This window comes from Methylobacterium sp. NPDC097929 (assembly GCF_049543375.1).
Classification (GTDB): Bacteria; Pseudomonadota; Alphaproteobacteria; order Rhizobiales; family Beijerinckiaceae; genus Methylobacterium.
The window spans coordinates 304,196-329,804 of sequence record NZ_JBMVEP010000003.1; the positions used below are offsets into that span (position 1 = coordinate 304,196).

General features: G+C 68.7%; 22 protein-coding genes and 1 pseudogene. 8 read left to right on the forward strand and 15 right to left on the reverse strand.

What is annotated here, in order from left to right; translation table 11 throughout:
- Positions 1 to 42 precede the first annotated feature (42 nt).
- The 3 genes from ACPCJR_RS11565 (at position 43) to hisS (ending at position 2,586) form a co-directional block, all read left to right on the forward strand.
- Positions 43 to 546: a DUF3429 domain-containing protein gene (locus tag ACPCJR_RS11565; protein WP_391512167.1), complete on the forward strand. Its 504-nt coding sequence runs from the start codon at positions 43 to 45 to the stop codon at positions 544 to 546.
- A gap of 75 nt (positions 547 to 621) precedes the next feature.
- Positions 622 to 993, forward strand: a complete 372-nt coding sequence (locus ACPCJR_RS11570) for a tRNA-binding protein (protein ID WP_391512166.1) — start codon at positions 622 to 624, stop codon at positions 991 to 993.
- A gap of 81 nt (positions 994 to 1,074) precedes the next feature.
- Positions 1,075 to 2,586 (forward strand): histidine--tRNA ligase, encoded by a 1,512-nt coding sequence (hisS, locus tag ACPCJR_RS11575; protein WP_391512165.1) that lies wholly within the window; start codon positions 1,075 to 1,077, stop codon positions 2,584 to 2,586.
- A 78-nt stretch (positions 2,587 to 2,664) separates the two neighbouring features.
- Here the strand turns inward: hisS and ACPCJR_RS11580 are convergent, their stop codons facing one another.
- The 4 genes from ACPCJR_RS11580 to ACPCJR_RS11595 all read right to left on the reverse strand — a co-directional run bounded on the left by ACPCJR_RS11580 (position 2,665) and on the right by ACPCJR_RS11595 (position 4,820).
- A complete protein-coding gene (locus ACPCJR_RS11580; RefSeq protein WP_391512164.1) occupies positions 2,665 to 3,453 on the reverse strand; it encodes a hypothetical protein in 789 nt (262 codons plus the stop codon).
- A 61-nt stretch (positions 3,454 to 3,514) separates the two neighbouring features.
- Positions 3,515 to 3,910, reverse strand: a complete 396-nt coding sequence (locus ACPCJR_RS11585) for a DUF3618 domain-containing protein (RefSeq protein ID WP_391512163.1) — start codon at positions 3,908 to 3,910, stop codon at positions 3,515 to 3,517.
- Entirely contained in the window at positions 3,907 to 4,317 is a 411-nt protein-coding gene (locus ACPCJR_RS11590; RefSeq protein ID WP_110350372.1) for a phage holin family protein, read from the reverse strand. Before ACPCJR_RS11590 ends, ACPCJR_RS11585 begins: the two co-directional genes overlap by 4 nt.
- A gap of 11 nt (positions 4,318 to 4,328) precedes the next feature.
- Complete coding sequence (locus tag ACPCJR_RS11595) at positions 4,329 to 4,820, reverse strand: hypothetical protein (protein WP_391512162.1); 492 nt, start codon at positions 4,818 to 4,820, stop codon at positions 4,329 to 4,331.
- 542 nt (positions 4,821 to 5,362) lie between these two features.
- On the opposite strand from ACPCJR_RS11595, the gene ACPCJR_RS11600 reads away from it, so the two are divergent.
- From ACPCJR_RS11600 to upp, 3 genes and pseudogenes are all read left to right on the forward strand, one after another.
- A complete protein-coding gene (locus tag ACPCJR_RS11600) occupies positions 5,363 to 6,784 on the forward strand; it encodes an alpha,alpha-trehalose-phosphate synthase (UDP-forming) (protein WP_110350374.1) in 1,422 nt (473 codons plus the stop codon).
- An 82-nt stretch (positions 6,785 to 6,866) separates the two neighbouring features.
- The gene (gene glgX / locus ACPCJR_RS11605; RefSeq protein ID WP_391512161.1) at positions 6,867 to 8,960 is read left to right on the forward strand and encodes a glycogen debranching protein GlgX; all 2,094 of its coding nucleotides are present in this window, start codon (positions 6,867 to 6,869) and stop codon (positions 8,958 to 8,960) included.
- A gap of 105 nt (positions 8,961 to 9,065) precedes the next feature.
- A pseudogene (gene upp / locus ACPCJR_RS11610) lies at positions 9,066 to 9,716 on the forward strand (uracil phosphoribosyltransferase).
- A 58-nt stretch (positions 9,717 to 9,774) separates the two neighbouring features.
- Here upp and ACPCJR_RS11615 read toward each other — a convergent pair.
- Positions 9,775 to 10,056 (reverse strand): type II toxin-antitoxin system RelE/ParE family toxin, encoded by a 282-nt coding sequence (locus ACPCJR_RS11615; RefSeq protein WP_391512372.1) that lies wholly within the window; start codon positions 10,054 to 10,056, stop codon positions 9,775 to 9,777.
- Positions 10,053 to 10,277 carry a hypothetical protein gene (locus ACPCJR_RS11620; RefSeq protein WP_391512160.1) on the reverse strand — a complete coding sequence of 75 codons (225 nt, stop codon included), beginning with the start codon at positions 10,275 to 10,277 and terminating at the stop codon, positions 10,053 to 10,055. Before ACPCJR_RS11620 ends, ACPCJR_RS11615 begins: the two co-directional genes overlap by 4 nt.
- A gap of 103 nt (positions 10,278 to 10,380) precedes the next feature.
- Between ACPCJR_RS11620 and ACPCJR_RS11625 the strand changes: the two genes are divergently transcribed.
- A complete protein-coding gene (locus ACPCJR_RS11625) occupies positions 10,381 to 11,391 on the forward strand; it encodes an NAD(P)H-quinone oxidoreductase (RefSeq protein WP_391512159.1) in 1,011 nt (336 codons plus the stop codon).
- 105 nt (positions 11,392 to 11,496) lie between these two features.
- Entirely contained in the window at positions 11,497 to 11,775 is a 279-nt protein-coding gene (locus tag ACPCJR_RS11630) for a hypothetical protein (RefSeq protein ID WP_391512158.1), read from the forward strand.
- Positions 11,776 to 11,915: 140 nt separating this feature from the next.
- Here ACPCJR_RS11630 and ACPCJR_RS11635 read toward each other — a convergent pair whose 3' ends face one another.
- The 9 genes from ACPCJR_RS11635 to ACPCJR_RS11675 form a co-directional block, all read right to left on the reverse strand.
- Positions 11,916 to 13,541 carry a hybrid sensor histidine kinase/response regulator gene (locus tag ACPCJR_RS11635; RefSeq protein ID WP_391512157.1) on the reverse strand — a complete coding sequence of 542 codons (1,626 nt, stop codon included), beginning with the start codon at positions 13,539 to 13,541 and terminating at the stop codon, positions 11,916 to 11,918.
- Positions 13,542 to 13,905: 364 nt separating this feature from the next.
- Positions 13,906 to 15,306, reverse strand: a complete 1,401-nt coding sequence (lpdA, locus tag ACPCJR_RS11640; protein ID WP_391512156.1) for a dihydrolipoyl dehydrogenase — start codon at positions 15,304 to 15,306, stop codon at positions 13,906 to 13,908.
- Entirely contained in the window at positions 15,303 to 16,526 is a 1,224-nt protein-coding gene (locus tag ACPCJR_RS11645; protein ID WP_391512155.1) for a DUF4241 domain-containing protein, read from the reverse strand. Before ACPCJR_RS11645 ends, lpdA begins: the two co-directional genes overlap by 4 nt.
- Before the next feature lie 85 nt (positions 16,527 to 16,611).
- Entirely contained in the window at positions 16,612 to 17,940 is a 1,329-nt protein-coding gene (gene odhB, locus ACPCJR_RS11650; RefSeq protein ID WP_391512154.1) for a 2-oxoglutarate dehydrogenase complex dihydrolipoyllysine-residue succinyltransferase, read from the reverse strand.
- Between the two features lie 82 nt (positions 17,941 to 18,022).
- Entirely contained in the window at positions 18,023 to 21,013 is a 2,991-nt protein-coding gene (locus ACPCJR_RS11655) for a 2-oxoglutarate dehydrogenase E1 component (protein ID WP_391512153.1), read from the reverse strand.
- A gap of 226 nt (positions 21,014 to 21,239) precedes the next feature.
- A complete protein-coding gene (sucD, locus tag ACPCJR_RS11660) occupies positions 21,240 to 22,127 on the reverse strand; it encodes a succinate--CoA ligase subunit alpha (RefSeq protein WP_391512152.1) in 888 nt (295 codons plus the stop codon).
- A gap of 8 nt (positions 22,128 to 22,135) precedes the next feature.
- Positions 22,136 to 23,332 (reverse strand): ADP-forming succinate--CoA ligase subunit beta, encoded by a 1,197-nt coding sequence (sucC, locus tag ACPCJR_RS11665; RefSeq protein ID WP_391512151.1) that lies wholly within the window; start codon positions 23,330 to 23,332, stop codon positions 22,136 to 22,138.
- A gap of 108 nt (positions 23,333 to 23,440) precedes the next feature.
- Positions 23,441 to 24,403, reverse strand: coding sequence for a malate dehydrogenase (mdh, locus tag ACPCJR_RS11670; protein ID WP_391512150.1), 963 nt, complete (start codon positions 24,401 to 24,403; stop codon positions 23,441 to 23,443).
- Between the two features lie 351 nt (positions 24,404 to 24,754).
- Positions 24,755 to 25,480 (reverse strand): TetR family transcriptional regulator, encoded by a 726-nt coding sequence (locus ACPCJR_RS11675; protein WP_391512149.1) that lies wholly within the window; start codon positions 25,478 to 25,480, stop codon positions 24,755 to 24,757.
- Positions 25,481 to 25,609: the final 129 nt, after the last annotated feature.

Sequence of the window (25,609 nt, forward strand, 5' to 3'; positions counted from 1 at the left end):
CCGCCGGTTCACCGGGCGGCCTTCTTTGGCCTCGAGGTGTCCATGGCCCGAACGCAGGACGACGACAGCGGACGAACCATCCGGGCCTACGAGCCGCGGGCGGTGCCCTGGCTCAGCGTCGTGTTCGGCTACGGGCCGATGCTGCCCTTCGTCGCCGGGGCGGTGCTGGTCTGGCTGCTGCCGGGCGGGGCGGCCGAGGCGGTCTTCACCCTGACCCTGCTTTGGGGCTGCGCGATCCTGCTGTTCCTGTCGGGCGTGCGCCGCGGCGTCAGCTTCCGCACCGAGGGCGGGGCGACGCTGGCGCAGATCGCCACGATGCTGAGCCTGTTCCTGCTCGGCTACGGCGCACTCCTCGCCTTCGCCCTGGGCAAGCCGGCCATCGCGCTGGGCCTGCTGATCGTCGGCTTCACCGAGATCACGATCCTCGATCCCGTTGCCGCCCGCCGCGGCGAGGCGCCCCTGTTCTTCGAGCGCCTGCGCCCCGCGCAGATCCCGCTGGCAGTGCTCGGCCTCGGGGCGCTCCTGGCCTACCGCCTGACGCTCTGAGCCTCCGTCCAGGGTGATTGGAGAATGTCGGCGGCTTTCGTAGAACGCCGCACCGCCACGCGCTCGGATCGCCCCATGCACGTCAGCCACGATCCCACCGCCCCGGAATCCGAGACGATCGGGTTCGAAGCCTTCCTCGCCGTCGACATCCGCGTCGGCACCGTCGTCTCGGCGGACGCCTTTCCCGAGGCGCGAAAAGCCGCGATCAAGCTCGTGATCGATTTCGGACCGGTGATCGGCACCAAGCGCTCCAGCGCGCAGATCACCGAGCATTACGCGCCCGGGACCCTGGTGGGTCGGCAGGTCGCGGCGGTGGTGAACTTCCCGCCGCGCCAGATCGGGAAGTTCCTCTCGGAGGTGCTGACGCTGGGCTTTGCCGACGAGGCGGGCGCCGTCGTCCTGTTCGCCCCCGACCGGCCGGTGCCCGACGGCAGCCGCCTGTTCTAGAGCGCCCTTCGGGTTGCCGCCTCACGGCCGCCTGCGATAGAGCCGGGTTTCCCTTCAAGAACCGCTCCGATCGGCGACGATATGGCCAAGGCCGAGACCCTGAAACCCCGCCTGCCGCGCGGCTTCCCCGACCGGCACGAGGCCGACATCCTCGCCCAGGGGCGCATGCTCGACACGATCCGGCAGACCTTCGAGCTCTACGGCTTCGAGGCGCTGGAGACGCCCTTCGTCGAGTACACCGAGTCGCTGGGCAAGTTCCTGCCGGATCTCGACCGGCCGAACGAGGGCGTCTTTTCGTTCCAGGACGACGACGAGCAGTGGCTCTCGCTCCGCTACGACCTGACGGCCCCGCTGGCTCGCCACGTCGCCGAAAACTTCGACGCGATCCCCAAACCCTATCGCAGCTACCGGGCGGGCTACGTCTTCCGCAACGAGAAGCCGGGTCCGGGCCGCTTCCGCCAGTTCATGCAGTTCGACGCCGACATCGTCGGTGCCGCCTCCGTCGCGGCGGATGCCGAGACCTGCATGCTGATGGCCGACACGCTGGAGCGCCTCGGGCTCGCCGGCCAGTACGTGGTCAAGGTCAACAACCGCAAGGTGCTCGACGGGGTGATGGAGGCGATCGGCCTCGCCGGTCCCGATAAGGCGGGCCAGAGGCTCACCGTTCTGCGCGCCATCGACAAGCTCGACCGCCTCGGCGCGGACGGCGTGCGCCTGCTGCTCGGCCCAGGCCGCAAGGACGAGAGCGGCGACTTCACCAAGGGCGCCGGGCTTTCGGAGGCCGCCATCGAGCGCATCCTGGCCTATGTCGGCTTCGAGGCGAGCCCGCACGAGGGCGCCGACCGGATGGCGTTCTGGGAGAAGTTCTTCGGCTCCTGGCAGGAGGTCGTCGGCACCTCCGAGACCGGCCGGGAGGGCATCGCCGAATTGCACGCGATCATGCGTCTGTGCGAGGCGGCGGGCTACGGCCACGACCGGGTGCGGGCCGACCCTTCCGTAGTGCGCGGCCTCGAATACTATACCGGTCCCGTCTACGAAGCGGAGCTGACCTTCCCCGTCACCAATGAGGACGGCCAGACCGTGCGCTTCGGCTCGGTGGCGGGCGGCGGGCGCTACGACGGACTCGTCGGGCGCTTCCGCAGCGAGCCGGTGCCGGCGACTGGCTTCTCCATCGGCGTCTCGCGCCTGTTCTCGGCCCTGCGGTTGACCAAGAGCCCGCTGGTCGAGGGCGCGGCCAAGCCCGGTCCCGTGGTCGTGCTGGTTCTGGATCGTGAGAACATCGCCGAATATCAGGCGCTGGTCACGCGCCTGCGCGCCGAAAACATCCGGGCCGAACTCTATCTGGGTGCTGCCGGGATGAAGGCGCAGATGAAGTATGCCGACCGGCGCCGGGCGCCCGCGGTGGTGATCCAGGGCTCGAACGAGCGCGAGGCCGGCGAGGTCCAGATCAAGGACCTGATCGAAGGTGCGCGCAAGGCGGAGGCGATCGCCAGCAACGCCGAGTGGAAGGCCTCGCGTCCCGCGCAGGTCTCGGTGCCGGTGGAGCGGATGGTCGAAGCGGTCCGCGAGGTCCTGACCCTCCATTTCGGGTGAGGCGAGGCGGAGCCAAGCTACTCGTGACGACAGCGGCGGAGAAGCCGGGAGCTTTGACGCTCCCGGCAATGCTTCGTCTCAAAGCCGATGCGCCGTCCGCTCGGTCGCGTCGTAGCCCGCGGTCTGGCCGGAAGCCGGGTTGGCCTGCGGTCCGCCCTGCGGCGCGCCGGCGCGCTTGACCGCCGCGTCGAGGTTTTCGGGATCGAGGGCCGTCTCGACGAAGGCGCGGCCGCGATGGGTCAGGTCGCGGGCGTAGCGGATGCCCTGGTCGCGCAGGTCGTCGGCATAGGGGCCGAGCGCCTGATCCTCCTGGCGGGTGCGCGGCAGCAGCGCGCCGAGCAGCAGGCCCGCGGCGAGGCCAACCACGCCGACAAGGAGCGGGTTCTCCGAGACGAATTGCTCCGTGGCGGTGCGCCCCTCGTGCAGGCGGCGGGTGCCGCGGTCGGCGAGGTCGGCGGCGCGGCGGCGCTGCGTCTCGTAGCGGTCCTCGGCCCAGGACCGGGCATCCTCGTAGGCCTCGCCCGCCCGGTCGCGCGCGGCGCGAACGGTGTCGCCGGCCTGGGCACGGGCGGACTCCGCGGCGCCACTGACCCGATCCTTCAGTTCGGAAGCCTTGTTCGCGGCCTGATCGCGCAGGTCGCGCCCCGTCTCGGAGACCTGCTCGGTGGTGTCCTGCAGGCCGGCCTGGAGACGGGCATTGGCCTCGCGGCCCTGCGTGGTCGCTCGGTCGGCGATGTCGTGCAGGCTGTGATCGACGCCGGCCTCGCGGGGCATGCCGGAGCGGCCGGCGATGTTCTCGGGCAGGGTCTCGACGGGCGCGCCGACCGGCGGCGTGGTCGGGCCTTGATGGGTGGGTCCTTGGCTCATGATGGGCTCCGTCTCTTGGCAGGCCGTCGGCGCGGGGATTCGCGCGCGGCTCCTGGGATGGTCAGACCTGACGCTCGGGCGGCAGGTCGTGGGCAGGGCGTCCGCCGGGGGCGTCGGGGTCGTAGGTGCGGTCGGCCCCCGTCACGGTGACGGGCTTGACCTCCACGGGCACGACGGCGCGCGTGGCGGGGCGGGCGGCCGGGCGCCGGGCCGTCCGCATGCCGTTGAGCAACAGGCCGACGCCCGCCGCGATCAGCAGCACCGGAACGGGGTTGCGCCGCACCGCCTCCAGGGCGTCGTCGTAGACGCCGCTATAGGGCGTGCGCCGGGCCGAGCCGAGCATCTCGTCGACGAGGCTCGACGCGTTCAGCCGACCCTGAATCCGGTCGATGGTCTCGTCGAGCCGGGCACGGCTCTGCTCGATGTCCTTCTCGAGGTCCGAGATCGATTCGCTCATCCCGAAACCCTTTCCGTCAGCGCGCGGGCATCCTGCCGGACCTGCCGCGTGGTCCGGGTCGGGGCGAGGTTGGACAGCGACATCGCCCGGGCGCCGATGACGCCGAGCACGATCGCCACGAGCAGCATGCCGCCGCCGACGATCAGGGCCGCCAGCCATTCGGAGCCCACGAGCGTCGCGACGTACTTCACCAGCGCACCGATCAGCACCAGCATCGCCGTGACCGCGAACACCGCGGCGAGCACCATCATCGCGAGGCCGACGAACAGCGAGCGGACGTTGTTCGTCATCTCCGTGCGGAAGAGCGCGATCTCCTTGCTGGCGAGTTCGCTCGCCTCGCGCAGGGCGTCCGCAACGAGCCCCTGGATGGAGGAGGAGGGAGGCGGGGGAGGAGGAGGGCTCGTCATCGTGCGTCCCCTCAGCCCCGGTAGCCGTCGTCGAACCGGTCCGTATCGGCCGTGCCGGAAGCCTTGACGAAGCGCGACAGCAGGAAGCCCGCGGCGAAGGTCGCCACCGCCACCGTCACCGGCGAGCGGCGAGCGAAGGCCTCGGCCTCGTGGTAGATGTCGTCGAGGCTGCGCCGCTCGATCGAGCCGGCGAAGTCGTCGAGCCCTTCCGCCGCGCTGTCGAAGAAAGCGCGGATGTTGGGGCGGTCGTCGAAGGTCTTGCCGGAATCGCGCAGGGACTTGGCGAGATCCGAGACGGAGCGGGCGGCCTCGCCCTTGCGGTCGTCGACGTAAGAGAGGGCGTGCTGGCGCGCGGCCGCCGCGAAACCCTTGCCGCGCTCGGCCGCGACGCTCGCCGTCTCCTCGACGTCGTGGCGCAGGTCCTGCAGATCCGCCTTGGCCTCGGGCGAACCGGCGCCGGAGGCGGCACCGCCGATGGGATCTGGGGACGCGGAAGCTGTCATGGACTGAACTCCGGACGTGGTCGCGAGAGACGGGAGAAGAGGACGATGGGCGCGAGGGCGCCGCGATCCTCGTGAACTCGGCCGGAGAACCATTGGCCGCCTCGCGAGGTTCCGCTTTGCAAAGGCCAGCGCGTTGCGCCGGGCATCGCGGGGGCGACGCGGGCCGTCCCGAAGCGGGATAAAGCGAGGAGGCGCCGTTCATCCCCATGATCTCGTTCCGATGATTTCCCCCCGATGATTTCCCCCGACGGTCGCGCTCCGGCTCTGCGCGGGATGTCAGCGCCTGTTCAGCTTATCCCTTGCATGGTGGCCGGCACTCTGCTGCACTGCAAAGGACAGGGGAGGATGCGGAGATCGGTCGGGCGGATGCCGGGTCGGACAGCGGACACGCCGTCGGATCGTCCGCTTGACCGGCACGGGGGGATGCGCTTGGCTGTCTTTCGACGGATCGCGCTCGGCTTCCGCGCGTTTTCCCACAGACGCAAGACCGTTCGGCAGGCGTGCGTCGCGCGCCCGCCCCATCAAGGACCGGAGCCGGGTTCGTGGCACGTCTGATCATTGTCTCCAACCGTGTCGCCGTGCCCGCAGAGGGCAAGGACGCGGTCTCCGCGGGCGGACTGGCCGTCGCGGTCAAGGAGGCGTTCTCGTCGTACGAGGGCCTCTGGTTCGGCTGGAGCGGCAACATCTGCGACAACCCGAGCACCGAGCCCGAGCTGATCCAGCGCGGGCCGATCCAGTACGCCGTGCTCGACCTCTCGCCCCAGGATCACCGCGAGTACTACGCGGGCTTCGCCAACCGGGCGCTCTGGCCGATCATGCACTACCGGATCGGACTCGGGACCTTCTCCCGCTCCGACTATGCCGGCTACCAGCGCGTCAACCAGACCTTCGCCCAGGCGCTCGCCAAGCTGGTCGAGCCCGATGATCTGATCTGGGTGCACGACTACCACCTGCTGCCGCTGGCGAGCGAGCTGCGCGGCCAGGGCATCGCCAACCCGATCGGCTACTTCCACCACATCCCGTGGCCGGCGGCGGACGTGTTCAACACCCTGCCCGCCAGCGACGAGCTGCTGCGCGCCCTGGCCGATTACGACCTGATCGGCCTCCAGACCGATTCGGACGTGCAGAACCTCTCGCGCAACTTCATCGACACGATGCGCGCGATCCCGCTCGGCGGCGGCTCGATGATGGTGGACGGGCGGCGCACCCGCATCCGCTCCTTCCCCATCGGCATCGACGTGGCGAGCTTCAAGGACGCCGCCGACAAGGCCGGCGCCAACAAGGTGGTGCGCGAGACCATGGCGGGCCTGCGCACCCGCAAGCTGCTGATCGGCGTCGACCGGCTCGACTACTCGAAGGGCGTGCCCGAGCGCATGGAGGCGGTGGACCGCTTCTTCGCCTCCAACCCCGATCAGCGCGGCAACGTGGTCTACATCCAGATCACGCCGAAATCCCGCAGCGAGGTGCCCGAATACGAGCAGCTCTCCCGCGAGGTGAACGAGAAGGTCGGCGACATCAACGGCATGCTCGGCGAGCCGGCCTGGACGCCGATCCAGTACGTCACCAAGGCCTATCCGCGCCCCGTGCTCGCCGGCCTCTACCGCGCCGCCCGGGTCGGCCTCGTCACGCCCATGCGCGACGGCATGAACCTCGTCGCCAAGGAATACGTCGTCGCGCAGAGCGCGGAGGATCCCGGCGTCCTCGTGCTCTCGAAATTCGCGGGTGCGGCCCGGCAGCTGCCCGAGGCCTTGCTCGTGAATCCCTACGACCGCTTCGAGGTCGCCGAGGCGATCCGGCAGGCGCTCTACATGCCTCGCGGTGAGCGCCTGGAGCGCTGGAAGCCGATGGCCGACCGCATGCTGCGCGAGGACGTGGATTGGTGGGCGCGCGCCTTCATGACGGAGCTGGAGAACTTCCGCACCGTCGAGCGCGAACCGCCGACCGCGGCGGCGGCGGCGGAGTAGGGACGCGCTTCGCCTCGGCGACGAATCGGCCTAAGTCGAAGCGTGGCCTCGTTTTCAGGCCCCCGCTTCACGAAAGACCGGAATGATCGTCATCGAGGAGGGATCGCCGACGCCGCTCGGCGCACATTTCGACGGCCGCGGCGTCAACTTCGCCCTCTTCTCGCAGCACGCGACCCGGGTCGATCTCTGCCTGTTCGATCCCGGCGCCCGGCACGAATCGCGCACGATCCGCCTGCCCTGCCGGACCGACGACGTCTTCCACGGTTATCTCCACGGCCTGCTGCCGGGTCAGCAATACGCCTACCGGGTGTTCGGCCCCTGGGACCCGGCGGCGGGGCACCGCTTCAACCCGGCCAAGCTCGTCCTCGACCCCTATGCCCGCGAGATCGCCGGGCGCATCCGCTGGCACGACGCCCTCTACAGCCATCGCCGCGGCGGCGTGCGAGAGGACCAGATGGACCGGCGCGACAGCGCACCCTTCCTGCCCCGCGGTGTGGTCACGCGCCCCGACACGCCCGATCCGGTGGCCCTGCCAACGCCGCGCCCACTCCACGAGACGGTGATCTACGAGGCCCACGTCAAGGCGCTGACCATGACGCATCCGGCCCTCTCGGAGGCGGAGCGTGGCACCTATCTCGGGCTGGCCCACCCCGCCATCATCGAACACCTCCTGAGGCTCGGCGTCACCGCGCTCGAACTCCTGCCGATCCAGGCGTTTGCCGACGACCGCTTCCTCGTGGAGAAGGGGCTCGTCAATTTCTGGGGCTACCAGCCCTACAACTACTTCGCGCCCGAGCCGCGCTATCTCGGCGAGGGCGATGCCAGCGGCCTGCGCTTCGCCATCCGCGAACTCGCGGCGGCCGGCATCGAAACCCTGGTCGACGTGGTCTACAACCACACGGCGGAGGGCGACCATCTCGGTCCGACGCTCTCCTTCCGCGGCATCGACAATGCGAGCTACTACAAGCTCGACCCCGACAATCCCCGCCGGAACGTCGATTGCACCGGCTGCGGCAACACCCTGAACGTCGCCCATCCGCGGGTGATGCGCATGGTGCTCGACTCCCTGCGCCACTGGGTGACCGTCTACGGCGTAGCGGGCTTCCGCTTCGATCTCGCCACCAGCCTGGGCCGGGCACCGCTCGATTTCTCGCCCGAGGCCGCCTTCTTCCAGGCGGTGCAGCAGGATCCCGTCCTGTCGCGCGTCAAGCTCATCGCCGAGCCCTGGGACATCGGCATGGGCGGCTACCGGCTCGGCGGCTATCCCTACGGCTGGAGCGAGTGGAACGATCAGTTCCGCGATCACCTGCGCGGATTCTGGCGGGGCGATTCCGGCACGCTGGCCAAGCTCACACAGGGCCTCTCGGGCTCCCGCGAGATCTTCCTGCCGTCGGGCCGCTCGCCGCTGGCCAGCATCAACTTCGTGGCTTCGCACGACGGCTTCACGCTGGCCGACGTCGTCGCCTACGCGGAGAAGCACAACGAGGCCAACGGCGAGGAGAACCGCGACGGCCACGGCCACAACCTCTCGGCCAATTACGGCGTCGAGGGGCCGACCGACGATTCCCGCATCCTGGCCTTACGCGCCCGCCAGAAGCGCAACATGCTGGCCTGCCTGTTCTTCGCGCAGGGCGTGCCGATGCTGCTGATGGGCGACGAGCGCTCGCGCTCACAGAGCGGCAACAACAACGCCTACTGCCAGGACAACGCCCTGAGCTGGATGGATTGGGAGAACGACCCCGATCCGACCCTGACCGCGTTCGTCGCCAATCTCGCGGCCCTGCGCCGGGCCTGCCGCTCCCTGCGCCGCCGCCACTTCCTGATCGGCAGCCGCGTCGGCGAGACCGAGCTGAAGGACGTGCACTGGCTCTCTCCCGACGGCACCGAGATGGACGGGGCCGCCTGGGCCGACGGCGAACGCCAAGCCTTCGGCATGCAGATGAGCAACGACATCGAGGGATCGGAGCGCGTCCTCATCCTGATGAACGCGGCGCCGGAGGCATGCCCCTTCGCCCTGCCGGCCGAACTCGGCGGCCCCTGGCGCCCGGTCTTCGACACGACCCTCGACCGCGGCACCGTGCCCGAGGGAACGCGCCCGATGGTTCCCCCCGCCGGCACGGTCGACCTGCCCGAGCGGGCGGTGCTGGTGCTGAAATCGCCGCCCATCCTGTCCTGAGACCGCCCGCGCCCCGGGAAAACGTCGCCGGCATCTCGGCTTCCTGCGCCCCCCGTGGCATCGTGAGGGTGCGGGCCCGAGCGGGCGGGGAGAGGGACGATATCGATGCAGGCGGGAAGCGGCGGGGCGGCGCGGGTGACGGTGGTCGATCACCCGCTCGTCCAGCACAAGCTGACGATGATGCGCGACGGCGAGCGCTCGACGAAGGGGTTCCGCGAACTCCTGAACGAGATCGGCATGCTGCTCGCCTACGAGGTGACCCGCGACCTACCGCTCGAGCCGGTCACCATCCAGACGCCGATCCAGCCCATGGAAGGGCGCCGGATCGCCGGCAAGAAGCTCGTGCTCGCCCCGATCCTGCGCGCCGGCGTCGGCTTCCTCGACGGCATGCTCTCGCTGATGCCCTCGGCCCGCGTCGCCCATGTCGGGCTCTACCGCGATCCCGACACGCTTCAGGCGGTGGAGTACTATTTCAAGAGCCCGTCGGATCTGGCCGACCGCACGGTCCTAGTGCTCGATCCCATGCTCGCCACCGCCAACTCGGCGGTCGCGGCGGTGGAGCGTCTCAAGAGCCGGGGCGCGCGGGATCTCCGCTTCGTCTGCCTGCTCGCCGCGCCCGAGGGCATCGCCCGCTTCCAGGCGGCCCATCCCGACGTGCCGGTCTGAACCGCAGCGATCGACAGCCACCTCAACGACCACGGCTACATCGTGCCGGGCCTCGGCGACGCGGGCGACCGGATGTACGGCACGCGCTGATTCTTTTGGTGGCATCGTCCCGAAAGGGGCGCCGGCATTTGGACGATGCTCGACCGGCTCAGTTCCGCTGGCGCTGGGCACCATGGCGGATCGTGACGATGATGACGGCATCGGCCGCTTGGCTGACGGTGTAATAGATCAGGTACGGAAGACGCGGAACGACGAAACGGCGCAGGTTCGGACGCACGAGCCGGCCGGCATCCGGATACGTCGCCAGGAGCGAGAAGGCATCTCGAATCGCCCGCTGCACGTGGGACGCGGCTGGCGGATTCTCTCGATGAATATAGTCGGCGATCTCGCGCAGCCGCCGTGTAGCGCGCTGAGAGACTTCTAGCCTCAGCGCTCGAAGCTGCGGAAGGCCGCTTCGACCTCTTCGGGAGAAGCCAGCTCACCGCGATCGATTTCGGCGAGCCCGGCCATCACGTCCTCGATGTGGTCGGGATCGATATCGTCCGAGACTCCGATTTTGGCGAGACCCAGTATGGCTTCGGCGATCGTATCCTGATCCGTCGCGGGAAGCCGGCGCACGGCCTCGACAGCTTGTTCGAGCAGCTTCGTCATGTGTCACCTTCCGAGCGTGAAACATACATGGCTCGACGCGTCCCGTCCTCTGCGCCATGTGATCGGCCATCGTCCGCCGAACCCGCGCCCCTGAGGAGCCTCCATGCCCCAAGACCTGCCCGAGACCATGCGCCAGATCCGCTTCCAGGGCGCGGGAGGGCCGGAGGTGATCGCGGTCGAGACCGTCACGCTGCCCAAGCCCGCGGCCGGGCAGGTTCTGGTCGAGGTGGTCGCGGCGGGCGTCAACCGGCCCGACATCATGCAGCGGCAGGGCAGCTACCCGCCGCCCAAGGGCGCGACCGAGATCCCGGGACTGGAGATCGCCGGGCGCATCGCCGCCCTGGGCGAGGGCGTCACGGATTGGGCCGTGGGCGACGAGGTCTGCGCGCTGGTCATCAGCGGCGGCTACGCGGAGTTCGCTCTGGCCGAGACGGGGCAGGTGCTGCGGAAGCCCGAACCGCTCTCGCTCGTGGAAGCGGCCGGGCTGCCCGAGACCGTCTTCACCGTCTATTCCACGGTGATTCAGCGCGGGCGTCTGCAGAAGGGCGAGACCTTCCTCGTCCATGGCGGCTCGAGCGGGATCGGCACCACCGCGATCCAGATCGCCAAGCAGCACGGCGCCCGCGTCCTCACCACCGCCGGCTCGGCCGAGAAGTGCCGCTTCTGCGAGGAGTTGGGGGCGGACGCCGCCATCAACTACCGCGAGGCCGATTTCGCCGAGGAGGTGAAGCGTCTCACGGACGGCCGGGGCGTGGACGTGATCCTCGACATGGTGGGCGCGGCCTATCTCCAGAAGAACATCGCCTCGCTCGCGGTGGAGGGGCGCCTCGTCCAGATCGCCTTCATGCAGGGCTACAAGGCGGAGAGCCTCACGCTGACCCCGATCATGCTCAAGCGCCTCACGATCACCGGCGCGACGCTCCGGGCTCAGCCGAAGGAGAGCAAGGCGGCCATCGCCGAGGGCCTGCGCCGGGAGGTGTGGCCGCTGGTCGAGGCGGGCAAGATCCGCCCCGTCGTGCACGCGACCTTCCCCCTGGAGGAGGCCCGCAAGGCCCACGAACTCATGGAGACCAGCAGTCATACGGGCAAGATCCTGCTGGTGACCGGGCGCTGACGGCGCAGCTTCGCGCAGGAACTCTCGAAGCCTGACCGGCGTTGGCCAAGCATATCCGATGCTGCCGACGCCGCCCCTTCCAGTGGGCGGCAGAGAGGGAACTTCATGGCTCAGATCGAGAACCAAACCGATGCCCGCCAGGGCGCGAAGGGCAAGCCGGTCCTCTACGTGCTGGTGGCGAGCCTCGTCCTGCTCGCCGTCGCCACGGTCGGACTCCTGAGCTGGAACCGGGCCGAGTCGCCGGCCGACCATGCCGGCAAGAGCCAGGAATCGGCTCGCGAGATGACCACCGGCTCGGTGAACAAGGCGCCGTCCTCGAACAGCGGCAACGTGCCGACCGAGAACCCGGCCTACCCGCAGCCGGCCCAGAAGTCGGCGCAGTAACGCCGATAGCCTGCTGACCCAGAAAGCCTCCCGGGATGCGCTCCCGGGGGGCTTTTTCGTTTCATCGATCGGCCGAAAGGCTCATCGATCGTTGCGAGCGCCGGCGAACCGTGTGGACGGCTCCCGGCCTGCGGCAGGCGCTACCCGACGCCTGTCGGTCCGTCGATGACCCGCCGCACCCTCCGGGCCAGCTCCATGCGCTTGTAGGGCTTGTTGATGATCTCGAACTCGGTGCCGCCCGCATCGGTGCGCTCCAGCGAGGCCTCGGCGTAGCCGGTGGTGAGCAGCACCTTGATCTTGGGCTGTCGCTCCCGGGCGGCGCGGGCCAGCATCACACCGTTCATGCCGCCGGGCATGATGAGATCGGTGAACAGAAGGTCGATGCGCGCCTCGCCGTCGAGGATCTCAATGGCGACCCGGGGACTGTCGACGACGACGACCTTGTAGCCGAAATCCTCCAGGATGGTGCCCGCCGTCGCCGCCACGTCCGGCCGGTCGTCCACGATCAGCACCGTCTCGGTGCCGTGCCGGTCGACGGCGCGCTGCACGGGCTTGGCCTCGTCCTCGATCTTGTGGTCGGAGGCCGGGAAGAGGAGCCGCACCGTGGTGCCGTGGCCGACCTCGGAATAGATCTTCACCGACCCGCCCGACTGCTTGACGAAGCCGTAGACCATGGCGAGCCCGAGCCCGGTGCCCTTGCCCTCCCCCTTGGTGGTGAAGAACGGCTCCATGACGCGCGTCAGGATCTCGGACGGCATGCCCGTCCCGGTATCGGTCACCGAGACAACCACGTAGGCGCCGGGCGGCACGGTCTTGGTGAGGGCGGTGTCCTCGTCCTCGATCAGCAGGTTCTCCGTCCGCATCGTCACCGTGCCGCCCCCGGGCATCGCGTCGCGGGCGTTGATGAGGACGTTGAGCAGGGCGACCTCGGCCTGAGTCGGGTCGATGCGCGTCGTCCAGAGTTCCGGCGCGAGCACGGCCTTCAACTCGATGTCGTCCCCGAGCGTCCGGCCCGTCATCTCGGTCATGCCCTCGACGAGGCCGTTGAGATTGAGCAGGCGCCCCTCCAGCCGCTGCTTGCGCGAGAAGGCGAGAAGCTGATGCGTGAGCTTGGCGGCCCGGTCGGTCGCCGCCCGCACCGCCTCGGAAGCCCGGCGCATCCGCGCGATGTCGATCGTCGGATGATCGAGCAGCGCCAGGATCACCTCGTTGTGGCCGGAGACGACTTGGAGCAGGTTGTTGAAGTCGTGGGCGATGCCGCCGGTGAGCTGGCCCAGGCTCTCCATCTTCTGGGACTGGTAGAGCGATTCCTCGGCGTCGCGCCGGCGCGAAACGTCGAGCTGCGAGCCGAAGAAGTAGACGAGGTCACCCGAGCGGTCGAAGACCGGGCTGACGAACAGCGCGTTCCAGAACGAGGAGCCGTCCTTGCGGTAGTTCAGGATCTCGGTGGCGAACTCGCGGTGCTCCAGCACGGCGTCGCGCACCTCCGCAACGGTCTCGCGGTCGGTGCTCGGTCCCTGGAGGAAGCGGCAGTTGTTTCCGATCAACTCCTCGACCGTGTAGCCGGTCATGCGGATGAAGGCGCGGTTGGCGAAGATGATCGGGTTGTCCGGCTGGCGCGGATCCGTGACGATCATCGGCATGCGCGTGCGTTCGACGGCCGCGAAGAAGATGTCGTGGTGCTGATCGACGACGCCGGCGGGGCCGCTGCCCGTCACGGGGGTGTTGGGGCCGGGAGCCTGGGGCTTCTCGGGCGAACTCGGCATGCGGACGGAATTCCCGTGGATGTGACCCACGGGGTCGGATCACGCATCTCAATACATTCGCACCAAGACGCGTTCCAAGGAAAGTCGAGCGAGCGATGATCCTCGAACGACAGAAAGTCGCATTCAGATCGACGGCGCGAGATGCACCATCAATTATGCGTGTCTTCGCGGAAAAATCTCTTTGTATGAAATCATACAATAAAACTTCACGAGGTCATCGGTCGCGACCACGATTCGATGCTGTCGCTCTACTTTCGGCCTTGTTCGAGGACGTGCCGACCCACGCGCGACTGGCTTTGCGGCACGCATCGAGGATGGGCCGTCCCGGCTCTGGCCGGGACGGCATAGGGCGTTTTGCGAGTTCTCAGACGTGGATCGCGCGCTTGTCGACGGCCAGCGCGGCTTCCTTGACCGCTTCCGTCAGCGTCGGATGGGCGTGGCAGGTGCGGGCGATGTCCTCGGCGGAGGCCGCGAACTCCATCGCCACCGCGACCTCGGCGATGAGGTTGCCCGCATCCGCGCCGACGATGTGCACGCCGAGCACCCGGTCCGTCTTCTCGTCGGCGAGGATCTTCACGAAGCCGTCGGTGGTGCCGTTGGCCTTGGCGCGGCCGTTGGCGGTGAAGGGGAACTTGCCGGCCTTGTAGCTGATCCCGTCCTTCTTCAGCTCCTCCTCGCTCTTCCCGACCGAGGCGACCTCGGGGAAGGTGTAGACCACGTTCGGGATCACCCCGTAATTCACGTGGCCCGACTGGCCGGCCAGGATCTCGGCCACCGCCACGCCCTCGTCCTCCGCCTTGTGGGCGAGCATCGGCCCGGCGATCACGTCGCCGATGGCGTAGATGCCGGTGACGTTGGTGGCGTAGTGCGAGTCCGTCTCGATGCGGCCCTTGTCGTCGGTGGCCACGCCCACGGTCTCGAGCCCGAGCCCTTCGGTGTAGGGCACCCGGCCGATGGCGACGAGCACCACGTCGGCCTCGAGCTTCTCCGGCTCGCCGCCCTGGGCCGGCTCGACGGTGACGGTTGCGCCCTTCTTGCCTGCCTCGACGGCGGTCACCTTGGTCGAGAGCTTGAAGACCATGCCCTGCTTGGCCAGGATGCGCTGGAACTGCTTGCCGACCTCGCCGTCCATGCCGGGCAGCACCCGGTCGAGATACTCGACCACCGTCACCTCGGCACCGAGCCGGCGCCAGACCGAGCCGAGTTCGAGCCCGATCACGCCCGCGCCGATCACGACCAGCTTCTTCGGCACCCGATCGAGTTCGAGCGCACCGGTGGAGGAGACCACCGTCTTCTCGTCGATCGTGACACCGGGCAGCCGGGTCACGTCGGAGCCGGTGGCGATGACGATGTTCTTGGTCTCCAGCATCTGGTTGCCGCCGTCCTCGGCGATCACCTCGACGCGGCCGGCCCCGGCGATGCGGCCGCGGCCGTGATAGGTATCGACCTTGTTCTTCTTGAGCAGGAACTCGACGCCCTTGGTGTTGCCGTCGACCCCGCCCTGCTTGAACGCCTGCATCTTCTTCAGGTCGAGCTTCACCGTGCCGACATCGATGCCGAGCTCGCCGAAGTGCTTGTTGGCTTCCTCGAAGGCTTCCGAGGCGTGCAGCAGCGCCTTCGAGGGAATGCAGCCGACGTTGAGGCAGGTGCCGCCGTGGGTCGCCCGCTTCTCGACCACCGCGGTCTTGAGGCCCAGCTGGGCCGCGCGGATGGCGCAGACATAGCCACCGGGGCCGGTGCCGATGACGACGAGATCGTAGCTCATGGAAGGGTCTGTCCTCGTGATGGCGTGTCGGTCGAGCCGGTCGCGGGTGGGGCGGGCGCCGCGCGTTCCCAGGCCGCGATGACGGCGAGCAGGTGCGGCGACCGGGGTGTGGCGAGTTCGCGGGCGTAGGCGGGATAGGTCTTCCGCTCGTCGCCGATCTGCAGGTAGGGCGGCATCAGAGGCGTCGCGCCGTGCCGGACGAGGCGTTCGAGGGCCTCGGGCTTGTCGAGGCGGATCGCCTCGAAGGTGAAGGTCCCCTCCGCCTCCTCGATCGGCGTCTCGGGCGCGATCCGCCCCGCGGCCAGCAGGCCCGAAAAGGCGGCGAGATCGTCTCCTTTCAACGCCGCGTAGCCCCGCGCGCTGTCGCGGCGCTGCTCCGGGGCCAGCGGGGCCAGGGCGGCGGCGAAGGCGACCTTCCGGGGATCGCGCCCGTCCCCGTTCTCGATCACGCCGAAATCGGTCACGAGACGGAGTGCCCGCCCGTCCGCGTCGAGGCCCCAGTACGAGGCGTAGACGCCGTCGCCCCAGCCGCTGGAGAACACCGCGACCCGGGCCGGCGCGTCGGGCAGCGGCCGGTGCATGACCCAGTTCCGGTTCGCACCCTCCAACTCATCCGCGAGCACGTTATCGAAATAGTTGCTGTAGCGGGGTGTCCGCCTCTGCTCCCGCGCCTCGCGCCGCTCCATGGCGGCGCGCGCGGCCGGGTCCATGAAGCAGCCGAGGCCGGCATCGACGGGGTAGCCGAAGATCTCGCCCGCCTTCAGGGTGGCGACGTCCTGCCCCGGCACGAGGGCGAGGTCCCAGCGTTCCGGCGCCCCGTCCGCGAAACGCAGCTCGGCCAGCGCGACGCGGTCCTGCGCGAGGTAGAGCGTGATGGGATAATCTCCCGGTGCGACGTGACGGGTGAAGGGCGCCCGTTCGGGCTGCACCAGGGGATCGGCGGCGATCACCGTCCCGCTCGGGAGAGGCAGGATGCCGAGCGCCATGCGTGTGATGCCCCGCTCGCGGAGCGCCTCTTCCGCGAGCCCGGTCACCGACAGGTTGGGCTCGCTCTCCCGGGTGTCGAAGGCCCCTTCGGCCATCGGCTTGCCTCCGTCGCGCGCCGCGTGCTGCCACGGGAAGAGCCGGGCCAGCGAGGCCGCCAGCCCGGCGCCGACCGCCGCGGTCGCGAACCACAGCGCGGCGCGCCGGGTCGGTTCGGGAAGTCGGGGCAGCATCATCCGATCGGTCGGCGCTCACGGGGGCCGGCGCCACGGTCCCGCGCCCGATGAGGCGGGGCCGTGGGCGGCCTGAAGCGGGCCTCGATCAAAGATCCAGCACGAGGCGGGCCGGATCCTCCAGGGCTTCCTTGACGCGGACGAGGAAGGTCACGGCCTCCTTCCCGTCGACGATGCGGTGGTCGTAGGACAGCGCCAGATACATCATCGGCCGCGCCTCGATCTTGCCGTTCCGCACCACCGGCCGCTCCTCGATGCGGTGCATGCCGAGGATGCCCGATTGCGGCGCGTTGAGGATCGGCGTCGACATCAGCGAGCCGTAGATGCCGCCGTTGGTGATGGTGAAGGTGCCGCCCTGCATCTCGTCGATGGAGAGCTTGCCCTCGCGGGCCTTCTTGCCGAAGCCCGAGATCTTCTTCTCGATGCCGGCGATCGACAGGTCGTCGGCGTCGCGCACCACCGGCACGACGAGGCCCTTATCGGTGCCGACGGCGATGCCGATGTGGTAATAGTTCTTGTAGACGAGGTCCTGCCCGTCGATCTCGGCATTGACCGCCGGCACGTCCTTGAGCGCGCCGATCACCGCCTTGGTGAAGAAGCCCATGAAGCCGAGCTTCGTCCCGTGCTTCTTCTCGAAGATGTCCTTGTACTGGCTCCGCAGAGCCATCACCGCGCCCATGTCCACGTCGTTGAACGTGGTCAGCATCGCCGCATTGTCCTGGGCGCTCTTCAAGCGCTTGGCGATGGTCTGGCGCAGCTTGGTCATCCGCACGCGCTCCTCGCGCGCGGCGTCGTCCGGTGCGGAGGGCGCGCGCGGCGGGGCCGGGGCCTTGGTCTCCTGAGCCGGCGCCTTCGCGCCGCCCTTGTCGATCGCGGCAAGCATGTCGCCCTTGGTCACGCGACCGTCCTTGCCGCTGCCGTTGAGACTCGCCGGGTCGATGCCGGATTCGCGGGCGAGCTTGGCCACCGCCGGGCCGCTCTCGTCGGCGCCACGGCCGCCGGCCGGCGGAGCGTCGCCGTGGCTGCCGTAGGAGGCGGAGGATTCCTTCGCCGGCTCGTCCTTGGCCGGCTTGCCCTCGCCCTTCTCCGCGCGGGCCTCCGTCTTGGTCTCGGCGGGCTCGGCGCTCTTCGGGGCGGGCTTGCTCTCCGACGGGCCCGCTCCCTTATCGGCGCCCTTGCCACCCTCGACGATCGAGCCCAGCACCGCGCCGGGCTCCACCGTCTCGCCGTCCTTGACGAGGATCTCGCCGAGTTCGCCCGCGGCCGGCGCGTTCACCTCGAGGGTGACCTTGTCGGTTTCGAGCTCCACCAGGGGCTCGTCGGCGGCCACGGTGTCGCCGGGCTTCTTGAACCAGCGGCCGATCGTGGCCTCGCTTACGGATTCGCCGAGCGTGGGGACGAGGATGTCGGTCGCCATGGTTTCGTCTTCACCGAGGTTTCGGGGCGCGTGAGGAGAACGCGGCGCCCGGTTGGTGGATCGTTCGGGAGGCGGGCGGCCCTCAGGCCGCCAGCGCCTCGTTGAGGAAGGCCTGGAGCTGGGCGAGGTGCTTCGACATCTGGCCGACCGCGGTCGAGGCCGAGGCCGGGCGACCGACGTAGCGGGGCCGCTTCGAGGCGGAGCCGGCTTGGCCGAGCACCCATTCGAGATAGGGCTCGACGAAGGACCACGAGCCCATGTTCTTGGGCTCCTCCTGGCACCACACCACCTCCGCGTTGCGGAAGCGGGTCATCTCGTTGGCCAAAGCCTTGAGCGGGAAGGGATAGAGCTGCTCGACGCGCATCAGGTAGACATCGTTGACGCCGCGCTTCTCCCGCTCCTCCAAGAGGTCGTAATAGACCTTGCCGGAGCAGAGCACGACCCGGCGGATCTTGTCGTCGCGCACGAGTTTCACGCCGCTGTCGTCGTGCTCCACGTCGTCCCAGAGGATGCGGTGGAAGGTCGAGCCCTCCGCGATTTCCTCCAGCTTCGAGACCGCCCGCTTGTGGCGCAGCAGCGATTTGGGCGTCATCAGGATCAGCGGCTTGCGGAAGTCACGCTTCAACTGACGGCGCAGGATGTGGAAGTAGTTCGAGGGCGTCGAGCAGTTGGCGACCTGCATGTTGTCCTCGGCGCACATCTGCAGGTAGCGCTCCAGGCGGGCGGAGGAGTGCTCCGGTCCCTGGCCCTCGTAGCCGTGCGGCAGCAGCATCACGAGGCCGGACATGCGCAGCCACTTGCGCTCGCCGGACGAGATGAACTGGTCGATCACCACCTGCGCGCCGTTGGCGAAGTCGCCGAACTGCGCCTCCCACAGCACCAGGGAATTGGGTTCGGCCAGCGAGTAGCCGTACTCGAAGCCGAGCACCGCCTCCTCGGAGAGCATCGAGTTGATGACCTCCAGGTTCGCCTGCCCCTCGCGCACCGAGTTGAGCGGCGTGTAGCGCTGCTCGTTCTCCTGATCGATCACCACGGCGTGGCGCTGCGAGAAGGTGCCGCGCTCCACGTCCTGGCCGGAGAGGCGGACGCGGTGGCCCTCGATCAGCAGCGAGCCGAAGGCCAGGGCCTCGGCGGTCGCCCAGTCGATGCCGACGCCCGTCTCGACCGCCTTGGCGCGGTTGTCGAAGAAGCGCTGGATCGTGCGGTGCAGGTGGAAGCCCGGCGGGGGGGTGGTGATCCGCTTGGCGAGGTCGCGCAGGGTGTCGGCGGGGACGCCGGTGCGCCCGCGGCGCGGATCGTCCACGTCCTCGCGCACGGCCTTGAAGCCGGACCAGCGCCCGTCCAGCCAGTCGGCCTTGTTGGCCTTGTAGCCGCCGGCCACGTCGAGCTCGCTCTCCAGCATCGAGCGGAACTCGGCCTTGCGCGCGTCGAGCTGCTCCTGGGTCACGTCGCCCTGCGCGACGAGCTTCTTGCCGTAGGTCTCCAGCGCGGTCGGGTGCTTGCGGATGCGCTGGTACATCTTCGGCTGGGTGAAGGCCGGCTCGTCGCCCTCGTTGTGGCCGAAGCGGCGGTAGCAGAGCATGTCGATGACGACCGGCTTGCCGAACTTCTGCCGGTACTCGACCGCGACCTTGGCAGCGAAGGTGACCGCCTCCGGGTCGTCGCCGTTGCAGTGGAAGATCGGGGCTTCCACCATCTTGGCGACATCGGACGGGTAGGGCGAAGACCGCGAGAAGCGCGGATCGGTGGTGAAGCCGATCTGGTTGTTGATGATGAAGTGGATCGAGCCGCCGGTGCGGTGGCCCTTCAGGCCTGACAGGCCGAGGCACTCGGCCACCACGCCCTGGCCGGCGAAGGCCGCGTCGCCGTGGATGAGCAGCGGCAGCACCCGGCGGCGCTCGACGTTGGGCTTGGCCTTCTGGTCCTGCTTGGCCCGCACCTTTCCGAGCACCACGGGATCGACGATCTCGAGGTGGGACGGGTTGGCGGTCAGCGAGAGGTGGACGGTGTTGTCGTCGAAGGCGCGGTCGGAGGACGCGCCGAGATGGTACTTCACGTCGCCCGAGCCCTCGACCTCGGCCGGGGAAGTCGAACCGCCCTTGAACTCGTGGAACACCGCCCGGAAGGGCTTGGCCATCACGTTGGTGAGCACGTTCAGCCGGCCGCGATGGGCCATGCCGAGCACGATCTCCTCGACGCCGAGCGCGCCGCCGCGCTTGATGATCTGTTCGAGCGCCGGGACCATCGCCTCGCCGCCGTCGAGGCCGAAGCGCTTGGTGCCGGTGTATTTGAGGTCGAGGAACTTCTCGAAGCCCTCCGCCTCGATCAGCTTGTTCAGGATCGCCCGGCGCCCTTCCGGCGTGAACGAGATCTCCTTGTCCTTGCCCTCGATGCGCTCCTGAATCCACGCCTTCTCCTCCGGGTCGGAGATGTGCATGAACTCGACGCCGAGCGTCTGGCAGTAGGTGCGCTCCAGGATGGCGACGATCTCGCGGATCGTCGAGAACTCCATGCCGAGCACGTTGTCGAGGAAGATCTTGCGGTCCCAGTCGCTCTCCTGGAAGCCGTAATGCTGCGGGTGCAGCTCCTCGTGGTCGCCGCGCGGGGCCAGCCCGATCGGGTCGAGCTTGGCGTGGAGGTGGCCGCGCATGCGGTAGGCGCGGATCAGCATGATCGCGCGCACGGAATCCTTGGTGGCCTGCTCGACCGAGACGCCCGTGGCCGCGACGATCGCCGCGCCCTTGGCGGAATCACCGGGCTTGCCGGGCTGGGACTTGGCCTGGATCTTCTCGCCGAGCGCCCTTTCCAACGCGCCCCAATTACCGTCGAGCGCGGAGACGATCTCGCCGTTGGCCGCCACCGGCCAGTTGGGCTTGGCCCAGGAGGCGCCCTCGGCGTTCTTCTTCACCAGGGCGACGTCCTCGCCCAGCTCCTTGAAGAATTGCTGCCACTCGGGATCGACCGAGTTCGGGTCGCGGGCATAGGCCGCCTGCAGTTCCTCGATCCAGGCGGCGTTGGCGCCGTAGAGGAAGGAGGTCTGAAGAAGGGCTTCGTTCGCGTCCTGGCGTGCCATTGCTGCCTGTCCTACCGCTCGGGCGGCGCTGTGCTCAGCCTGCCGCCGCGTCGAGTCCGATCCGGCGCGCTCCGTCCGGGCAAAGCCCTAACGTCCTGCCTCGCGCCCCCGGATCCGTTCGGGGCACGGTCGCGCCCCGATATCCTGTCCCATATGGGTCGCCCGAGCTTGCGTGCGGTGCAACACAGCCGCGCAGGTCCCGGTTACAGACCCCAACGACTCTTCATCACCTTGCCTTCAGCACGTCCACGAGCGTGGAGCCGAGCCGGGCCGGCGACGGCGAGACGCGGATGCCCGCCGCCTCCATCGCCGCGATCTTGTCCTCGGCGCCGCCCTTGCCGCCGGAGATGATGGCGCCCGCATGGCCCATGCGGCGGCCCGGAGGCGCCGTGCGGCCGGCGATGAAGCCGACCATGGGCTTCTTGCGTCCGCGCTTGGCCTCGTCGGCCAGGAACTGCGCCGCCTCTTCCTCGGCCGAGCCGCCGATCTCGCCGATCATCACGATCGACTCGGTCTTGGGGTCGGCGAGGAACATCTCGAGCATGTCGATGAACTCGGTGCCCTTGACCGGATCGCCGCCGATGCCGACCGCCGTGGTCTGGCCGAGTCCGGCATTCGAGGTCTGGAACACCGCCTCGTAGGTCAGGGTCCCCGAGCGCGAGACGATGCCGACGGAGCCCGGCTTGAAGATGTTGGCCGGCATGATGCCGATCTTCGACTGGCCCGCCGTGACCACGCCGGGGCAGTTCGGCCCGATCAGGCGCGACTTCGAGCCTTCGAGCGCGCGCTTGACCCGCACCATGTCGAGCACCGGAATGCCTTCCGTGATGCAGACGATCAGGGGGATTTCGGCCTGGATCGCCTCGCAGATCGCGTCGGCCGCGCCCGGCGGCGGCACGTAGACGACGGAGGCGTCAGCGCCGGTGGCCTCGCGCGCCTCGGCCACGGTGTCGAACACCGGCAGACCGAGATGGGTTGAGCCGCCCTTACCGGGGCTGGTGCCGCCGACCATCTGGGTGCCGTAGGCGATGGCCTGCTCGGAGTGGAAGGTGCCGTTCTTGCCGGTGAAGCCCTGGCAGATGACCCGGGTGTTGGCGTCGATGAGAATGGACATCTGTCAGCTCAACCCTTCTTCACCGCGGCGACGATCTTCTGCGCGGCGTCGTCGAGATCGTCCGCGGGGATGACGTTGAGGCCGGAATTCCGGATGATCTCCTTGCCCTCCTCGACGTTGGTGCCCTCCAGCCGCACGACCAGCGGCACTTCGAGGCCGACCGTCTTGACCGCCGCGATCACGCCGCGGGCGATGACGTCGCACTTCATGATCCCGCCGAAAATGTTGACGAGGATGCCTTTCACCTGCGGGTCGGCGGTGATGATCTTGAAGGCCGCCGTCACCTTCTCCTCGGAGGCGCCGCCGCCGACATCGAGGAAGTTCGCCGGCTCCTCGCCGTAGAGCTTGATGATGTCGAGGGTCGCCATGGCCAGACCCGCACCGTTGACCATGCAGCCGATCGTGCCGTCGAGCGCGATATAGGCGAGGTCGTATTTCGAGGCCTCGATCTCTTTGGCGTCCTCTTCCGTCTCGTCGCGGAGCGCGACGATGTCGGGGTGGCGGTAGAGGGCGTTCGAATCGAAGGAAATCTTGGCGTCGAGGCACTTGAGAGAACCGTCGCCGGTCAGAACCAGCGGGTTGATCTCCAGCATGCTCATGTCCTTGGCCGTGAAGGCCGCGTAGAGCTTCTCCGTCAGCGCGCCCGCTTCCTTGGCCTGGGGGCCGGAGAGGCCGAGCGCCTTGGCGACGGCGCGGCCGTGGTGGGGCATGATGCCCGTGGCCGGATCGACCGAGAAGGTGACGATCTTCTCAGGGGTGTCGTGGGCGACCTGCTCGATATCCATGCCGCCCTCCGTCGAGACGACGAAGGCGACGCGGCCGGTCTCGCGATCGACGAGCATCGACAGGTAGAACTCGGCGGCGATGGAGGCGCCTTCCTCGATGTAGAGGCGGTTGACCTGCTTGCCGGCCTCTCCGGTCTGCACGGTCACCAGCGTCTGCCCGAGCATCTCGCCCGCGAACTGCACCACCTCGTCCTTCGACTTGGTGACGCGCACGCCGCCCTTGGCACCCGCGGGGGCGCCCTTGAAGGTGCCCTTGCCGCGCCCGCCCGCGTGGATCTGCGACTTCACCACCCAGACCGGACCGCCGAGCGTGTCGGCCGCCGCTGCGGCCTCCTCCGGCTTGAAGATCGGCACGCCGCGGGAGACCGGCAGGCCGAACTCCTTCAGGACGGCTTTGGCCTGGTATTCGTGGATGTTCATCGAGACCTCGTCGAGCGGATAGGGCCTAGCCAATAGCGTAGAGCGGCAGTGGAGCGAAGGGCGCCGAGGCGGCCCGCCCGCAAATCACTGCCCGCTCTTCGCTCGCTTTTACACGAGCTTGTCGTTGATGCCCTGGCAGGCGGCGATCAGGCCCTTCACGGCGCCGACCGACTTCTCGAACATCGTCTTCTCGTCGTCGTTGAAGGTCACTTCGAGGACGCGCTCGACGCCGTTCTCGCCGATCACCACTGGCACGCCGACATAGAGGCCGTCCACGCCGTACTCGCCCGAGAGGTAGGCGGCGCAGGGCAGCACCCGCTTCTTGTCCTTGAGGTAGCTCTCGGCCATGGCGATGGCGGAGGCCGCCGGCGCGTAGAAGGCCGAGCCGGTCTTCAGGAGGTTGACGATCTCGCCGCCGCCCTTGCGGGTGCGCTCGACCATGGCATCGAGTTTCTCCTGAGTGGTCCAGCCGAGCTTGACCAGATCGGTCAGAGGCACGCCGGCCACCGTCGAGTAGCGGGTCAGCGGCACCATGTCGTCGCCGTGGCCACCGAGCACGAAGGCGGTCACGTCCTCGACCGAGACCTTGAACTCGTCGGCCAGGAAGTGGCGGAAGCGGGCGGAATCGAGCACGCCGGCCATGCCGACGACCTTGTTGGTGGGCAGGCCCGAGAACTTCTGCAGCGCCCATACCATCGCGTCGAGCGGGTTGGTGATGCAGATCACGAAGGCGTCGGGAGCGTGCTCCTTGATGCCGGCGCCGACCGCCTCCATCACCTTCAGGTTGATGCCGATGAGGTCGTCGCGGCTCATGCCGGGCTTGCGCGGCACGCCCGCGGTGACGATCACCACGTCGGCCCCGGCGATCGCCGCGTAGTCGCTGGCGCCCGAATACTTGGCGTCGAAGCCGTCGACGGGAGCGGATTCGGCGATGTCGAGCGCCTTGCCCTGCGGCACGCCGTCGACGATGTCGAACAGCACCACGTCACCGAGTTCCTTGAGACCCGCGAGATGGGCAAGGGTGCCGCCGATCTGTCCGGCCCCGATGAGCGCGATCTTGCTGCGTGCCATGAACGTTCTAGCCTCCGGTCGGAATGCGTGGCGGTTCGAAAAATCTTGTCAGCGATCTCGCAGATGGTGCGATGCGGCCGAACCTTCGCCGATCAATCTCGATGAGGCCGGTGTTTGGCGGAAAAGCCACACTCCTTCAACCCGACGAAGGTCGAGGCAGGCCGCCCCCGGCCCGGTCGTAGGGGCCGGCAGGCGGAGCCGGGTCGTGGAAAAAGCCGAGCTTTCGCAAGCGATTGGCGCTGATCGGAGCGGCGATAGGCAGCCGGCAAGGGGTCGGTGACAGGATTCGCGATCTGTCATCCGGGCGGTTTTGATCCTACCGCAATGCAGCTTCGAAGCCTTATTCGATCGTCAGAAGGTGCCCGTGCGCAGGGCGCGTTGGATCGACTGGATCACGGCGCCGAGTCGGGCATCGAGCAGGTCGCGGGGAACGTCCGCATCGTGCTGGATCGCGACCGGATGCGTGAAGCGGTAGCTCGCATCGAAGATGACGGCGATGGCCCGCTCCCGGTCGCGGGCGGCGAAGACGCCGGTTCCGATTCCCTCCTCGACGATCCGCTCGACGAGGGTGCGGAGGCGGACGCGGTGGCGGCGGGCGATCGGGCGGGACGCGACCGTGGCGTCGAGATGGACCGCGAACAGGTTCGGCTCGTGGGTCAGCATCTCGCTCTGCGCCGTGGCCAGCGCGCCGATGAAGCGCTCGATCTTGTCGTCGGCGGGATCGGGCGCGTCGGCGATGCCGGCGAGTTCCGTCTCCAGGTCGCGCAGCCAGCGCCCGGCGACGGCATCGAGCAGGGCGTCCTTCGAGGGGAAGTAGCGGTAGACGTTGGCATGGGTCATGCCTGCCTCCGCGGCGACCGCGACCACGGTCACCCGTTTGGGGCCGAGGCGGGTCAGATGCTCCGTTGCGATGGCCAGGAGGCGCGCATCCGTCGAGACCGGCGTGGCCCGGGCTCGGGCTGCGGGGCCGCTGAGACGGGAGACACGCGGGCTGAGGCCGCGCGGATCGGTGTCTGAGTCGCTCGCCTCCCTCTCGCTGTCGGTGAAGGGTAAGGAGACAGATCCGTACGGCAGCATGTGTTTCCTGGCACGAAAAAGACAAACGTGGGGGCACTCGACTGAGAGACCCCAGTCGAGAGCGGTGCCGTCCCACGCGCTCGCGTGAGCCTCCCCGCCCCGGCGACGAATGGCAACCCCCTCTCGCTA